This is a genomic window from Myxococcus sp. XM-1-1-1 (genome assembly GCF_020037095.1).
In the GTDB taxonomy this organism is placed as follows: Bacteria; Myxococcota; Myxococcia; order Myxococcales; family Myxococcaceae; genus Myxococcus; species Myxococcus fulvus.
Genome location: NZ_JAIQDH010000006.1, coordinates 156,178 through 172,455 on the forward strand (window position 1 = coordinate 156,178; position 16,278 = coordinate 172,455).

The window sequence follows — 16,278 nt, forward strand, 5'->3', positions numbered from 1 at the left end:
ATGCGCGTTGAACCCAAGACCCTCGTGCGGCGCCTGACGCCCTCGGCCACGCGGATGCTGGAGGCCGCCGTGTCGCGCGCGAGCACCGCGCGCTGCTACGAAATCATCCCCGAGCACCTCTTGCGCCAGCTCCTGGAGGACGAGGACGGCGAGGCCTCGCGGCTGTTGCGCCACTTCCAGGTGGACCGCGCGAAGGTCATCGGCTCCATCGAGGACGCGCTGCGCGAGCTGCGCACGGGCAACGCGGGCCGGCCCGTGTTCTCCGAGAGCCTGTTCCAGTGGTTCGAGGACGCGTGGCTGGTGGCCTCGCTGGAGCACGGCGCGGCGCGGCTGCGCTCGGGCGCGCTGATGTGGCAGTGGATCGCCCGCTCCTCGCGCTACTCCGCGGAGTCCTATCCGGCGCTGGACGCCATCTCCGTGGAGGCGCTCAAGAAGGTCTTCGACGAGGTGGTGGGCGGCTCGAAGGAGGCGGCGGAGGTGGGCAGCGCGGCCTCGGCGGCGCCCGCGGCGGGAGGGGGCCGGGGCGAGGAGGCGCTCACGCGCTTCACCAACTCCTTCACGCAGAAGGCGCGCGACGGGAAGATCGACCCCATCTTCGGCAGGGACCGGGAGATTCGTCAGGTCATCGACGTGCTGGCGCGGCGGCGCAAGAACAACCCCATCATCGTGGGCGAGCCGGGCGTGGGGAAGACAGCGCTGGTGGAGGGGCTGGCGCGCGCCATCGTCGCGGGCGACGTGCCGGAGTCCATGCGCAACCTGGAGGTGCTCGGGTTGGACCTGGGCGCGCTGCAGGCGGGCGCGGGGGTGCGCGGTGAGTTCGAGAACCGGCTCAAGGCGGTCATCTCCGAGGTGAAGGGCTCGCCCAAGCCCATCATCCTGTTCATCGACGAGGCGCACACGCTCATCGGCGCGGGCGGCCAGCAGGGCGGCGGCGACGCGGCGAACCTGCTCAAGCCCGAGCTGGCGCGCGGCGAGCTGCGCACCATCGCGGCCACCACGTGGGCCGAGTACAAGAAGTACTTCGAGAAGGACGCCGCGCTGGAGCGGCGCTTCCAGCCCATCAAGGTGGACGAGCCGTCGGAGGCGGACGCGGTGCTGATGCTGCGTGGCCTGACGCCCACGTATGCGCAGTCCCACGGCATCACCATCCGCGACGAGGCGGTGGTGGCTGCGGTGGAGCTGTCCCACCGCTACATCTCCGGGCGGCAGCTGCCGGACAAGGCGGTGGACCTGCTCGACACGGCGGCGGCGCGCGTGAAGATTGAGCAGAGCGCCCGGCCGGACGAGCTGGTGGAGGCGGAGTCGCGCCTGGCGGCGCTGGAGCGCGAGCTGGGCGTGCGCGAGCGGGAGCGCGCCGCGGGGCACGTGTCGAAGGACGAGGACGAGGGCCCGACGCTGGAGGAGAAGCTCTCCGCCACGCGCGACCAGGTGGCCACGGTGAAGGCCCGCTGGGAGCAGGAGCGGGCGGCGGTGGACGAGGTGAAGAAGGCCCGCGCGGCGCTGGAGGCGGCGGAGCCCGACGCGGACACCGCCAAGCTGAAGGCGGACGTGGCCCAGGCGCGCGCGAAGCTGGAGACGCTGCAGGGCGAGTCTCCGCTGATCCACGTGGAGGTGGACCCGGACGTGGTGGCGCGCGTGGTGGCGGGGTGGACGGGGGTGCCGGTGGGCAAGCTGCGCAGCAGCTCCGTGGGGGCGGTGCTCTCGCTGGAGGAGACGCTGCGCTCGCGGGTGCGCGGGCAGGACGCGGCGCTGCGCGCGGTGGCGGAGACGCTGCGCATGTCGCACGCGGGCATCCGCAACCCCAACACGCCCATCGGCGTGCTGCTCTTCGTGGGGCCCAGCGGCGTGGGCAAGACGGAGACGGCGCTGGCGCTGGCGGACTCGCTCTACGGCGGAGACCGCTTCCTCACCACCATCAACATGTCGGAGTTCCAGGAGAAGCACACCGTGTCACGGCTCATCGGCTCGCCGCCCGGCTACGTGGGCTACGGCGAGGGCGGCGTGCTGACGGAGGCGGTGCGCCAGCGGCCCTACTCCGTCGTCCTGCTGGACGAGTGCGAGAAGGCGGACCTGGAGGTGATGAACCTCTTCTACCAGGTGTTCGACAAGGGCATGTTGTCCGACGGCGAGGGGCGGCTCATCGACTTCCGCAACACGGTGGTCATCCTCACCAGCAACCTGGCCACGGACGCGCTGATGCAGCTGTACTCGGGCCCGGAGGCGCCGAGCACGGACACGGTCAGCGAGACCATCCGCCCCATCCTCAGCCGGCACTTCAAGCCGGCGCTCCTGGCGCGCATGTCGGTGGTGCCGTTCCTGCCGATCGCCAAGGACGTGCTCAAGCAGATCGCCGAGATGAAACTTTCGGCCCTGGCGGACCGGCTGCACACGTCGCACCGGGTCAAGACGGAGTTCGCCCCGGAGGTGTACGAGGAGTTCGCCCGGCGCTGCCAGGACAACGACTCGGGGGCTCGCAACGTGGACCACGTGCTGCGTGCCTCGTTGATGCCCCGGCTGTCGTTGGAGGTCCTGGAGAGGCTCGCCGCGGGAGGCGTCCCGAGCCGCCTGAGGGTCGGCCTGGGGGCCGGGGGCGACTGGGACCTCGCATTCTCAGACAGCTGATAGTCGGGTGGTGCATCTCGGACCTGGGGGAGGGATGATGCCTCCCGCCGGGCCGTGACGAACTGTCGCGAGGTACACCCCCCGGGGGGGCTTCCCCCCACCGCTTCGGGATAGGAGTGAGCCGTGCTGCCCCTCGTCATCCGAATCAAGGACCTGGAGACGCAGCCGCCGAAGGAGCGGCAGTATGTCTTCACGCACTCGCCCGTGCGCATCGGTCGCAACCAGCTCAACGACATCTCCATCCCCAAGTCGTTCGTGTCGTTGTTCCATGCGCTGGTCCGGTTCAACCAGAAGTCCATCCACGTGGTGGACCTGGGCTCGACGAACGGGCTGAGCATCGACGGGCGGCGCATCGACAAGAACGTCCCGGTGCGGGTGGGCGAGGAGACGCGCGTCACCATCGGCACCATCGAGATGCGCCTGTCGCGGGAGGCCGCGGCGTCGGCGGGGGATGGGCAGTCGCGCATGACGCAGTTCCGCGCGCTGGCCACGCTGCAGGGCCCCGATGACGGGACGCCCATGAGCTTCAAGCCGACGCCGGTGCAGGGGCGCGAGCAGGTGGTGGCCACCGCCATGCTGCCGGCCCTGAGCGACGCGGCGATCTCGCAGTCCCGCCGTCAGGAGGAGGTGAGCCCTCGCACGCTGCTGGTGCCGGCGCTCGACGAGGAGCTGGAGGGACAGGACCCGGGGCAGCGCACCATCATCTCCGGCATCCCCATCCCGGACCCCGAGCCTCCGACGGCGCCCGCGGGCCGCCGCGCGCCGACGAGCAACAGCGTGCGCGTGGTGGCGCCGCCGCCGCCCGCCGCGTCCTCGAACGGCTTGCAGAGCTCCATCCAGCAGCTGGTGCCGCTCTACAACGCGTACCGCAACGCGTGGCAGACGCTGCACGAGTCCATGGTCCGTCAGGCGGGGACGCTGCCGGAGGCGGACCGGGCGTCGCTCGTCGCGCAGCTGCAGCGGCGGCTGCCCGGGGTGGCGCACGAGCCGCAGTTCGGCCAGTTCGCGCGCTCGTTGGGGGTGGCGCTGCCGCAGTCGTCCGGGGGCAACTCCCAGGTGACGCCGGTGCCCGCGGCGCCGGGGGGCGGCAACCGGCTGGATGTGATGGCGCGGGAGTTGTTGGGTCAGTTCGTGCGCTCGTACCTGCCGGGGAGCAAGGGATTGGAGTCGGGGGCGGACATCGACCGCTTCCTGGACCGGTTGGCGGATGTGCTGGAGACGTTCGGCCGCGCGTTCGTGGAGCTGCGGCAGGGGCATGACCAGTTCGGTCAGGAGATGGCGGTGATGCTGGCGCGGGACGTGACGCCGCTCTCCAAGAGTCGCAACACGCGCGAGGTGTTGCGCTACCTGTTGGACTGGAAGGCGCCGGACAGCGCGGAGCGGGTGCAGGAGCTGATGGGCGGGTTCGTGGATGTGATGATCCACCAGATTGCCTTGCTCAACGGCATGCGCGAGGGCGTGAAGGACCTGCTCCAGCGCTTGTTGCCGGGCGAGCTGGAGGAGGGCAAGGGCGGCTCGTTCTTCTCGCGGCTGTGGCCGTTCCAGGCGTCGCGCAAGCTCAAGCGGCTGGAGGAGCGGCTCAGGACGCTGATGGAGGAGGAGCGCGAGCTGAGCGCGGTGTTGTTCGGTCCGGAGTTCGCGAAGGCGTACCACGCCATCGTGGGTGACGCGGCGAACAAGAGTGGTGATGGGGAGGTCTCAGTGGTGTCCAAGCGCCGGGCTCGGGAGTCATCAGGGACATGAGGAAGACACAGTCGTTGGTGTTGGGGTGCGCGTTGGCGTTGGCGGGGTGCAAGAGCACCGCGCCGGTGCGCGCGGCGCCGGCGGTGGCGGCGTTGTGTTTCTCGGAGCGGCCCACGGGGGTGCATGCGCTGTCGCCAGACCAGTGGCGGGCGGAGGTGCTCTATCCGTTGCTGCTGAGTGGTTACGACACGCGGACGTGGCAGGTGGCGACGCCGGTGACGGACTGCATGGGGACGCCGGTGCTCTGGCAGGACCCGGCGCCGGGGGAGTGCGTGGAGGCGGGCTCCACGGCGGCGATGTTGCCTCCGACGACGCTGACGGCGGGGGACGTGGTGGTGAGCGAGATCCGTCCCGAGCTGCGGCTGGTGTGGGCGGTGGCGCGTCACTTCGCGGATGGAGAGGGGCTGGGCCCGGTGGCGTTGGTGGAGTCGACGCCGCGAGGGTTGGCGGTGCGGGCGTTGGGGGTGCTGCGCTCGAGGACGAAGAACGCGAGGTTGCGGTTGGAGCGGATGGGGGGCGTGGACCTGCTGGTGGCGGAGGGGGAGCGGTGCGCGGGGCCGATGGGGACGGCGTGCCAGCGCGCGGTGCGGGTGTTGTTGCAGCGGGGCAACCGCTTCATCAACGAGCCGGTGTTGACGGCGGAGGGGGCGTGCGCGAGCCCGGCGCTCTTCCAGCTGAACCGGACGGCGTCGCGCTCGCTGCCGAGCCGGTGGCTGCGTCGCTACGACTACACGGCGGCGCTGAGCTTCGCGGCGGACGCCATCCGGTTGCAGGAGCAGATGGTGGTCAACGACATGGACCCCAAGCAGCCCAGCATCCCGCCAAGGCAGTTCCGCAAGGCGCAGATCGACCGGAGCGTGAAGCTGTCCTCGGGACGCCTGGTCGTCGACGACTCGTCCTTGTGGGGCCGGCTGCTGGAAGACGGCGCGACCGAGTCGACGAAGTAGACGTCTTGGAGGGCCCCGGTGACGAGGCCCTCCTCGGGGCTACGCTGCCCCCGCCGTGGCGAGCAGGGCCCTCAGGTGCGTGAGGTACGCCGAGGACAGCTTTTCGAGCGTGCCCCTCGCATGGAGGTTCTCGCTGTAGGCCCACGCGAGGTGGAAGGTGCCCTCGGAGACGTAGGCCGTGATGTCCAGGACGCGCGAGCGCGGGCCAGCCGGTGCCCGCTCGGGCCCGACGGACTCCGACGCGGGCCGCAGCGGTGCGTTGCCCGAGCGCACCAGGTCGAAGTGGCCCAGGTAGTTGAAGCACACCTCGGTCCTCGGCAGCCGCGCGAGCTGCTCTCGCACCGCCGTGTCCCGGCTCAGGTAGCGCAACACCCCGAAGCCCACGCCGCGGTTGGGCACCGCCTGGAGCTGCTCCTTCACCGCCTGGAGCAGCGCGCTCGCGGAGGCTCCCGCGGGCTCCTCCACCACCACGGGGCTCAGCGCCGTGAACCAACCCACGGCGCGTGACAGCTCCACGCCCTCCAGAATCGACTCGCGGCCGTGGTTGTCCAGCTCGAGCAGATGCGCCGCGCGGCCCGTCCACTCCGTCAGCGCACGCACCAGCGCCGCGAGCAACACGTGGTCCACGTTGACGCCGTGCACGTCGCGCATCCGGTGCAGCAACACGCGCGTCTCCTCCTGCGTCAGCGCACCCTCCACCAGTCGTGTCGAGCCCTCGAGGTTCCGCCCCTCCGGGAAGTCCCGGGGAATCGGCGCCACCCGGCCGTAGACCTCCGAGGTCCACGTGGGCAGCTCCCGCCGCGCCTTGTCCGACTGCGCGTACTCCGACAGCTTCCGCGCCCACGCCTGATACGACGTGCTCTTGGGCGGAAGCTGGAGCGCCTTCCCGGCGCCGAGCTGCTCCCACAGCGTCTGCAGGTCCTCCATCAACACCCGCCACGAAATCCCATCCGTGGCCAGGTGGTGGACGATGAGCAGCAACCGCCCAGGCTCCTCGCGCCCCCAGTCGAAGAAGGCCACCCGCATGAGCGGCCCCGCGGACAGGTCCAGGCTCTTCTGGAGCGAGGTCGACAGCCGTTCCTGCTCCTGGACCCGCTGGCTCGCGGACAGCGCGCTCAAGTCGTGGTGGCTGAACGGCACCGGCACGTCGGGTCCGGCGTAGGACTGCTCCCACCCCGCGGAGCCCTGCACGAAGCGCAGGCGCAGCGAGTCGTGGTGCCGCATCAGCTTGCGCACCGCCTCCTCCATCTGCGCGGGCGACAGCCGCTGGTGCACCTCGAACAGGAACGCCTGGTTCCAGTGGTGCCGCTCCGTCGGGTACAGCTCGAAGAAGCGATTCTGGATGGGTGTGAGCGGCAAGGTCCCGGACACCGTCTGCTCGTCAGCGGCCTCTTCGGGGCTGCGCACGCGCGCGGCGAGCTCCGCGAGGCTCTGGCACTCCAGGATGTCCAGCGGCGTGAGCTGCAACCCGGCCTGGATGGCCTTGGCGACGACCATGATGCTCAGGATGGAGTCGCCCCCCAGCTTGAAGAAGTTGTCCGCCGGGCTCACGTGCTCCACGCGCAGCACCTGCTTCCAGATGTCCGCCAGGAGCAGCTCCGTTGGCGACTGGGGCGCCTGTGCCTCCGCAGGCTTCGGAGCGCTGGGGCTCACGGGCTCGGGCAGCGCCTTGCGGTCCACCTTGCCGTTGGGCGTGAGGGGCAGCGCCTCCAGCACCATGAAGACCGCCGGCACCATGTACTCCGGTATCTGCTGGGCGAGCCGCTCGCGCAGCGGCTCGGTCGCGAGCGTCTGGCCCGGGGGCGAGACGAGATACGCGACGAGCCGCTTCGTGCCCACGTCGTCCTCGCGCGCGAGCACCACCGCGTCACGCACCTCGGGCTGCTGGCAGAGGATGGCTTCGATCTCCCCCAGCTCGATGCGGAAGCCGCGAATCTTCACCTGATGGTCGATGCGGCCGAGGAACTCGAGCGCTCCATCCGGGAGCCGCCGCACCACGTCTCCCGTCCGGTAGACGCGCTCCTCACCGAACCTCACGAAGCGCTCGGCGGTGAGCTCGGGCCGTCCCAGATAGCCGCGCGTCACACCCGGTCCACCGATGAACAGCTCCCCCGGTACACCGACGGGAACGTGCTGCCGGTGGGCATCGAGGACGTGCGTGGTGGTGTGCCCGATGGGGAAGCCGAGCGGCACGGTGGGCGCGGGCTTCGAGGCCAGTCGCGGTGGCACCGCCCAGGTCAACACACCGATGGTCGTCTCGGTGGGACCGTAGTGGTTGATGACCCGGCACTCCGGAGCCAGGGTCTGCACCTGCTCCATCAGCTCCCATCGCGACGCCTCGCCGCCCAGGACGAGCCGCTGTCCCGGCAGGACGTGCTCGGGACGGGACGCGGTGAGCAGCGCCGTCAGGTGCGAGGGGACGATCTTCAGGCAGTCGATGCTCCGCGAGTGCATGTACTCGGCCATGGCCTCGGGGTTCGAGGCTCGCTCGTCGGAGATGATGTGGAGCGCTCCGCCCGTGGCGAGCGCCGGGAAGACCATGGTGTTCCCCAGGTCGGCGGCGAACGTGGACACCGTGGCGTAGCGAAGCCCTGGAGGCACGTCGAGGACGCGGGCGATGCCCGACAGGTAGTGGCTCAGGTTGCCGTGCGTGATGCCCACGCCCTTGGGCCGACCCGTGGAGCCGGACGTGTAGATGACATAGACGAGGTGCCGCGGCTCGACGGTGAGCGGCGGATTCTCGCGAGGCCGTCCTTCAAGCTCCTCCCATTGTGAGTCGACGCAGAAGACGTGCGCCTCACCGGGAGGAATCGACGCGCGGAGGGACTCCTGCGTGAGCACCACGGGCAGGCGCTGGTCCGACATCATGAACGCGAGTCGTTCCCGCGGGAGCCCCGGGTCCATCGGCAGGTACGCGCCGCCGGCCTTGAGGATGGCGAGCAGGCCCACGAGCAGGTCGAGCGAGCGCTCCAGGTACAGGCCCACCACGCGGTCCGGTCCCACGCCGAGCGATTGCAGCTGCGCGGCGAGCTGGTTCGCGCGCTCGTTGAGCTGTCGATAGGTGAGGGACCGGTCCTCGGAGACCAGCGCCGTGGCGTCCGGTGTGGCGGCGGCCTGTTGCTCGAACCGTGCGTGGAAGCACGTCGCGGGCGACTCCAGCGCTGGGGCCGTGTTCCACCGGACGAGCTGCCGCTGCTCCTCCGGCGTCAGCATGGACACGGAGTTGATGGGCACATCCGGGTTGGCCGCGATGTTCTCCAACAGCTGGCCCAGGTGGCCGAGCATCCGGCGGATGGTCTCCGGCTTGAAGAGGTCCGTGCTGTACGCGAAGGAGGTCTGCAGACCCTCGGCGGCCTCGCTCATGAAGAGGTGGAGGTCGAACTTGGTGTAGTTCCACTCCGTCTCGAGCATCGACACGTCGAGCCCCGCCATCTTCAGGTGGCCATAGGGGCTGTCCTGCAGGTTGAAGCGGACCTGGAAGAGCGGCGAGTAGCGAGGGTCTCTCGGAACCTGGAGCGCCTCGACGACCTGCTCGAACGGGACATCCTGGTGCGCATAGGCACCCAGGGACACCTCACGCACGCGACGCAGCAGCTCGCGGAACGTGGGCTCGCCGGACAGGCGCGTGCGCATCACCAGCGAGTTGACGAAGAAGCCGATGAGGCCCTCCAGCTCCGCGCGGTGGCGATTCGCGATGGCCGTGCCGACGCTGATGTCGTCCTGCCCCGAGTAGCGTGAGAGCAGGAGCTGGAAGCCCGCGAGCAGCGTCATGAAGAGGGTGGTGCCCTCCTTCCGACTGAGACGCACGAGCGATTCGAGGAGCGCGGGCGGCAGCGTGATGCTCTCGACGGCGCCACGGAAGGACTGGGAGGGAGGACGCGGGAAGTCTGTCGGCAGCGGGAGGAAGGACGGCGCGCCCGTGAGCTGCTCCTTCCAGTACCCGAGCTGAGCATCGAGCCGTTCACCGTTCAGCCACTGGTGCTGCCACACGGCGAAGTCGGCGTACTGGATGGCCATCGGCGCGAGGGGCGAGGGCTCGTCACGGGTGAACGCGGTGTAGAGCGCGCTCAGCTCGCGGAAGAGCACCTCCAGGGACCAGCCATCCGAGACGATGTGGTGCATCGTCAGCAGCAACACGTAGCGCTGAGGCGCGGTCCGCAGCAGCGTCGCGCGGATGACAGGGCCTTGGGCGAGGTTGAAGGGGCGCTGAGCTTCTTCCACCGCCAGCGCACGCGCCGTCTCATCCGCGTTCGGCTGGGTGGAGAGGTCGAACAGGGCCAGGTGCAGGGACTGCGACGGCGCGATGAGCTGGAAGGGCTGGCCGTCGTGGAGAGCGAAGGAGGTGCGGAGGGACTCGTGGCGCGCCATGAGGGCGTCGAGAGCGCGCTGGAGGGCTGGGAGGGAGAGCTCGCCGGAGAGGTGGATGGCGAGAGGGACGTTGTAGGCGGCGCTGCCGGGCTGGAGCTGGTCGATGAGCCAGAGGCGCTGCTGGGCGAAGGAGAGGGGGAGGCGAGCGTCCCTGGGGGAAGGGAGGATGGGAGACTGGGCGCCGGAGAGAGAGGCGGCGAGGACGCGGGCGAGGGAGGCGACGGTGGGGTTGGCGAAGAGGTCGCGGAGAGGAAGCTCGAGGCGGAGGGTTTCGCGGACGCGAGAGACGAGCTGGGTGGCGAGGAGGGAGTGGCCGCCCAGGTCGAAGAAGTTGTCGTCGACGCCGACGCGAGGAAGCGAGAGGAGCTGGGCCCAGAGGTTGGCGAGGAGCTCTTCGAGGGGAGAGCGAGGCGCGACGTAGGAGTCGGAGGCGTCGGCCACTCCGTCGGGAGAGGGAAGCGCCTTCCTGTCGACCTTGCCGTTGGGGGAGAGGGGCAAGGAGGGGAGGGAGACGAAGACGGAGGGGAGCATGTACTCCGGGAGGGAGCGCTTGAGGAAGTCGCGCAGCTCGGCGGAGGAGGGAGGAGAGGAGGAGGAGAAGTAGGCGACGAGGCGACGGTTGCCGGGAGAGTCCTCACGGGCGAGGACGACGCAGTCGTTGAGGGAGGGGTGGCGAAGCAGGGCGGCTTCGATTTCGCCCAGCTCGATGCGGAAGCCGCGAATCTTCACCTGGAAGTCGGAGCGGCCGAGGAACTCGATGGAGCCGTCGTGGAGGAGGCGGACGAGGTCTCCGGTTTTGTAGAGGCGAGCCTGGGGCTTGAAGGGGTGAGCGACGAAGCGCTCCGCGGTGAGTCCGGGCTGGTGGAGGTAGCCGCGGGCGAGGCCGTCACCGCCGACGTAGAGCTCGCCGGGGACACCGACGGGGACAGGCTGCAGGGCACCGTCGAGGACGAAGGCGGTGGAGTTGGCGAGAGGCCTGCCGATGGGGACGGTGTGGCCCGGCGCGGGCGCCTGAGAGATGAGGTGCCAGGTGCTGAAGGTGGTGTTCTCGGTGGGCCCGTAGACGTGAAGCAGACGGGAGGGAGGGCCGTGGAGGAGGACGGCGCGGACGACGTCAGGGTCGACCAGCTCCCCGCCGAAGAGGACGGTGGAGAGGGAGGAGAAGGCGTCGGGCGCGTGGTGGGCGAGCTGGTTGAAGAGGGCGGTGGTGAGGAAGAGGGTGGAGACCTTCTCGTTGCGCAGGTGCTGGACGAAGAGAGGCGGAGAGAGGGAGACGTCGCGGGGGACGCCGACGAGGAGCGCGCCGTTGAGGAGGGCGCCCCAGATTTCGAAGGTGGCGGCGTCGAAGGAGGCGTTGGAGACCTGGGCGACGCGGTCCTGGGAGGACAGCTGGATGTAGTCGGAGTCGCGGACGAGACGGACGACGCCGAGGTGGGGGACGAGGATGCCCTTGGGCTGGCCCGTCGAGCCCGACGTGTAGATGGCGTACGCCAGATGCGAAGGCTGTGTCGAAGTGGGCGGCGCGCGGGGGGGCTGCCGGGCGAGCACCTCCGCTTGCGTGTCCATCGCCACGACGTGGACCCCACTCTCGGAGGAGAGCTTGCCGGAGAGCGCCTGTGTGGTGACGAGGATGGGGGCTCGCGCGTCCCGGAGCATGAACGAGAGGCGATCCACCGGATACGACGTGTCCAGCGGCAGGTATGCCCCGCCGGCCTTGAGGCACGCGAGCATCGCGACGATGAGTGACGGCGAGCGCTCCAGGTAGATGCCGACCAGCGTATCGGGGACGACTCCGAGGCCCTGGAGGTGCCACGCGAGCTGGTTGGCCTGGGTCTCCAACTGCGCGTAGGTGAGCGACTCGTCTCCGAAGCGGACCGCGAGCGCGTGGGGTGTGGCTCGCGCCTGCACGGAGAACAGCTCATGGATGCAGCCGTGCCGGGGGAACTCGGTGGAGGTCTTGTTCCAGTCGAGGAGGACCTTGTTCCGCTCGGGCTCCGTGAGGAGCGGGAGCCCGGTGATGCGGGTGTCCGGCTGCTCCGCCGCAGCGGTGAGCAGCGTCTGGAAGTGCCCCAGCATCCGGTGGATGGTGTCCGGGGTGAAGAGGTCGGTGTTGTACTCGACCGCGCAGTCCAGCCCCTCGGAGCCCTCCACCGTGGCGACGATGAGGTCGAACTTCGACGTGTGCGTCCGAAGCTCCCTCGACTCCATCGACAAGGCCGATGTGGGCGGCGACTGCTCGACGCCACTCTGGAGCGCGAACATCACCTGGAAGAGCGGTGAGTAGCTCGGGTCCCGCTCGGGCTGCAGGGCTTCGACGACCTGCTCGAAGGGGACGTCCTGGTGCGCATAGGCTCCGAGCGCGACCTCGCGGACGCGACGCAGCAGCTCGCGGAAGGATGGCGCACCGGACACGTCGGTGCGCATCACCAGCGAGTTGACGAAGAAGCCGATGAGCCCCTCGAGCTCCGCGCGGTTGCGGTTCGCGATGGGTGTTCCGACGCTGATGTCCGTCTGTCCGCTGTAGCGGCGCAGGAGCACCTGGAAGCCCGCGAGCAGCGTCATGAAGAGGGTGGTGCCCTCCTTCCGGCTCAGCCGCTTGAGCGAGTCGAGCAACGACAGCGGCAGGGTGCGTCTCGCGACCGCGCCCCGGAACGTCTGGATGGCGGGACGCGGGAAGTCCGTCGGCAGCGGCAGGAACGGCGGCGCACCCGCGAGCTGCTCCTTCCAGTATGAGAGCTGGGCATCGAGCCGCTCGCCCTGGAGCCACTGACGCTGCCACACCGCGAAGTCCGCGTACTGGATGGGGAGCGCGGACAGGGGCGAGGGCTCGTCACGGGTGAACGCGGTGTAGAGCGCGTTCAGCTCGCGGAAGAGCACCTCCATGGACCAGCCATCCGAGACGATGTGGTGCATCGTCAGCAGCAAGATGTGCTTCCTGTCGTCCGCGCGAAGCAGGGCGGCTCGAATCAGCGGTCCCTGGCTCAGGTCGAACGGCAGTCGCGCCGCTTCCTCGGAGAGCTGCGTGAGTCGCTCCTCACGCTCGTCGACGGGAACCTGCCGCAGGTCCACACACGTCAATGGCAGCGGGAGAGACGGCGCGATGAGCTGGAAGGGCTGGCCGTCGTGGAGAGCGAAGGAGGTGCGGAGGGACTCGTGGCGCGCCATGAGGGCGTCGAGAGCGCGCTGGAGGGCTGGGAGGGAGAGCTCGCCGGAGAGGTGGATGGCGAGAGGGACGTTGTAGGCGGCGCTGCCGGGCTGGAGCTGGTCGATGAGCCAGAGGCGCTGCTGGGCGAAGGAGAGGGGGAGGCGAGCGTCCCTGGGGGAAGGGAGGATGGGAGACTGGGCGCCGGAGAGAGAGGCGGCGAGGACGCGGGCGAGGGAGGCGACGGTGGGGTTGGCGAAGAGGTCGCGGAGAGGAAGCTCGAGGCGGAGGGTTTCGCGGACGCGAGAGACGAGCTGGGTGGCGAGGAGGGAGTGGCCGCCCAGGTCGAAGAAGTTGTCGTCGACGCCGACGCGAGGAAGCGAGAGGAGCTGGGCCCAGAGGTTGGCGAGGAGCTCTTCGAGGGGAGAGCGAGGCGCGACGTAGGAGTCGGAGGCGTCGGCCACTCCGTCGGGAGAGGGAAGCGCCTTCCTGTCGACCTTGCCGTTGGGGGAGAGGGGCAAGGAGGGGAGGGAGACGAAGACGGAGGGGAGCATGTACTCCGGGAGGGAGCGCTTGAGGAAGTCGCGCAGCTCGGCGGAGGAGGGAGGAGAGGAGGAGGAGAAGTAGGCGACGAGGCGACGGTTGCCGGGAGAGTCCTCACGGGCGAGGACGACGCAGTCGTTGAGGGAGGGGTGGCGAAGCAGGGCGGCTTCGATTTCGCCCAGCTCGATGCGGAAGCCGCGAATCTTCACCTGGAAGTCGGAGCGGCCGAGGAACTCGATGGAGCCGTCGTGGAGGAGGCGGACGAGGTCTCCGGTTTTGTAGAGGCGAGCCTGGGGCTTGAAGGGGTGAGCGACGAAGCGCTCCGCGGTGAGTCCGGGCTGGTGGAGGTAGCCGCGGGCGAGGCCGTCACCGCCGACGTAGAGCTCGCCGGGGACACCGACGGGGACAGGCTGCAGGGCACCGTCGAGGACGAAGGCGGTGGAGTTGGCGAGAGGCCTGCCGATGGGGACGGTGTGGCCCGGCGCGGGCGCCTGAGAGATGAGGTGCCAGGTGCTGAAGGTGGTGTTCTCGGTGGGCCCGTAGACGTGAAGCAGACGGGAGGGAGGGCCGTGGAGGAGGACGGCGCGGACGACGTCAGGGTCGACCAGCTCCCCGCCGAAGAGGACGGTGGAGAGGGAGGAGAAGGCGTCGGGCGCGTGGTGGGCGAGCTGGTTGAAGAGGGCGGTGGTGAGGAAGAGGGTGGAGACCTTCTCGTTGCGCAGGTGCTGGACGAAGAGAGGCGGAGAGAGGGAGACGTCGCGGGGGACGCCGACGAGGAGCGCGCCGTTGAGGAGGGCGCCCCAGATTTCGAAGGTGGCGGCGTCGAAGGAGGCGTTGGAGACCTGGGCGACGCGGTCCTGGGAGGACAGCTGGATGTAGTCGGAGTCGCGGACGAGACGGACGACGCCGAGGTGGGGGACGAGGATGCCCTTGGGCTGGCCCGTCGAGCCCGACGTGTAGATGGCGTACGCCAGATTCGAGGGCGTCGTGAGCGTCGAGGGCGCGCGCGTGGGCAGCTTCACGAGCGTCGGCGCGAGCTCCTCCAAGCCGAGCACGCGGACTCCCTCGGGCGCTTGAATCGCTCCCGCGAGCGCGCGTGAGGTCAGCAGGATGGGCGCGCGAGAGTCCCGCAACATGAGCGAGAGGCGCTCCGCCGGATACGACGTGTCCAGCGGGAGGTATGCCCCGCCGGCCTTGAGGCACGCGAGCATCGCGACGATGAGCGACGGCGAGCGCTCCAGGTAGAGCCCGACCAGCGTATCGGGGACGACACCGAGGCCCTGGAGGTGCCACGCGAGCTGATTGGCCTGGGCCTCCAACTGAGCGTAGGTGAGCGACTCGTCTCCGAAGCGGACCGCGATGGCATCCGGCGAGGCATAGGCCTGGGCGGAGAACAGCTCATGGATGCAATGCTGGCGCGGGAAGTCGGTGGACGTGTGGTTCCAGTCGACCACGAGCTGCTGCCGCTCCGCCTCCGTGAGCATCGGCAGCTGGGTGATGCAGGTGTCGGGCTGCGTCGCGGCGGCGCTGAGCAGGGTCCGGAAGTGCCCCAGCATCCGCTCGATGGTGGCCGCGTCGAACAGGTCGGTGTCGTACTCCAGCTCTCCCGTGAGACCCGACGGCGTCTCCTCCAACGCCATCAACAGGTCGAACTTCGATGTGCCCGTCTCCACTGGCAGCGTGGTGAGCGTGAGCCCATCGAGCGACGCGGACGCGGTGGCGGACTCCTGCAGCGAGAACATCACCTGGAACAGCGGGTTCTGGCCCAGGTTGCGCTCGGGGTGGAGCGCTTCGACCACGTGCTCGAAGGGCAGGTCCTGGTGCCCGTAGGCGCCGAGCGAGACCTCGCGCACGCGCTGGACGAGCTGTCGGAAGGTTGGCGCGCCGGACAGGTCCGTGCGGAGCACGAGCGTGTTGACGAAGAAGCCGATGAGCCCCTCGAGCTCCGGACGGTTGCGGTTGGCGATGGGCGTCCCCACGCAGACGTCCGTCTGGCCCGCGTAGCGGCTCATCAGGACGTTGAACAGGCTCAGCACCGTCATGAAGAGCGTGGTCCGCTCCTCGCGGCCCAGCTTCTTGAGCGCGTTCACCTCATCCAGCGGAATGGAGAACCGCGCCGCCCCGCCCTGGTGGCGCTTCACTGGCAGGCGCGGGCGGTCCGTGGGCAGCGTCAGCAGCGGCGGCGCTCCGGCGAGCTGCTTCTTCCAGTACTCGAGCTGCTCACGGACGGCGTCACTCCGGAGCCACTCGTTGTGCCAGAGCGCGAAGTCCGCGTACTGGAGCTTGAGGGGAGCAAGGGAGGGCTCGGTGCCCAGCCGGAGGGCGCTGTAGAGCGCCCCCAGCTCGAAGAAGAAGACGGACATCGACCAGCCGTCCGAGACGATGTGATGCATCGCCAGGAGCAGGACGTGGTCCTCGGGGGCCACGCGCAGCAGGGTGGCTCGGACGAGCGGGGCCTGGCTCAGGTCGAACGGCTTGCGAGACTCCTCCGTCGCGAGGTCCCGGAGGCGCTGCTCGCGCTCCACTTCGGACAGGCCGCCGAGGTCGACGACCTGGAGGTCCAGGGACAGCTCCTCCGCGATGAGCTGGAGGGGCTCGTCCCTCTGGACGGTGAAGCAGGTGCGCAGCGACTCGTGGCGGCGCAGCAGCTGGTTCAGGGCCGCGCGCAGGGCGCGTTCATCCAGCGGCCCCTGGAGGCGCACGAAGACCGGCACGTTGTACTGCGCCTGACCCGGCTCCAGGCGGTCGAGGAACCAGAGCCGACGCTGCGCGGAGGACAGCGCGACCTGATTGCCGCGCGAGGTGTTCGGCGTGATGGCCTGCTGCGCGGGCGCGTCCTTCTTGAGCGCGGCGAGCGACGCCCGGGCCTTGGCGTTCAGGATGCGGTCCGAAAACTTGCTCATGGATGAAGGT

4 protein-coding genes are annotated in these 16,278 nt (G+C 69.7%); 3 read left to right on the forward strand and 1 reads right to left on the reverse strand.

Features of this window, described 5'->3' with window-relative positions; all coding sequences use genetic code 11:
* From tssH to K8640_RS14525, 3 genes are all read left to right on the forward strand, one after another.
* Positions 1-2,622, forward strand: a complete 2,622-nt coding sequence (gene tssH / locus K8640_RS14515) for a type VI secretion system ATPase TssH (RefSeq protein WP_223747573.1) — start codon at positions 1-3, stop codon at positions 2,620-2,622.
* Between the two features lie 123 nt (positions 2,623-2,745).
* Positions 2,746-4,365 (forward strand): FHA domain-containing protein, encoded by a 1,620-nt coding sequence (locus K8640_RS14520; protein WP_141326409.1) that lies wholly within the window; start codon positions 2,746-2,748, stop codon positions 4,363-4,365.
* Positions 4,362-5,312, forward strand: a complete 951-nt coding sequence (locus K8640_RS14525; protein WP_223747574.1) for a hypothetical protein — start codon at positions 4,362-4,364, stop codon at positions 5,310-5,312. The genes K8640_RS14520 and K8640_RS14525 overlap by 4 nt, the downstream gene beginning before the upstream one ends.
* 39 nt (positions 5,313-5,351) lie before the next feature.
* Here K8640_RS14525 and K8640_RS14530 read toward each other — a convergent pair whose 3' ends face one another.
* Complete coding sequence (locus tag K8640_RS14530) at positions 5,352-16,268, reverse strand: non-ribosomal peptide synthetase (RefSeq protein WP_223747575.1); 10,917 nt, start codon at positions 16,266-16,268, stop codon at positions 5,352-5,354.
* Positions 16,269-16,278 lie beyond the last annotated feature (10 nt).

Excerpts from the sequence above, each read along its gene's own strand:
- K8640_RS14525 (WP_223747574.1), top strand. The coding sequence starts at position 4,362 with ATGAGGAAGACACAGTCGTTGGTGTTGGGGTGCGCGTTGGCGTTGGCG.
- tssH (WP_223747573.1), top strand. The coding sequence starts at position 1 with ATGCGCGTTGAACCCAAGACCCTCGTGCGGCGCCTGACGCCCTCGGCC.
- K8640_RS14530 (WP_223747575.1), bottom strand. The coding sequence starts at position 16,268 with ATGAGCAAGTTTTCGGACCGCATCCTGAACGCCAAGGCCCGGGCGTCG.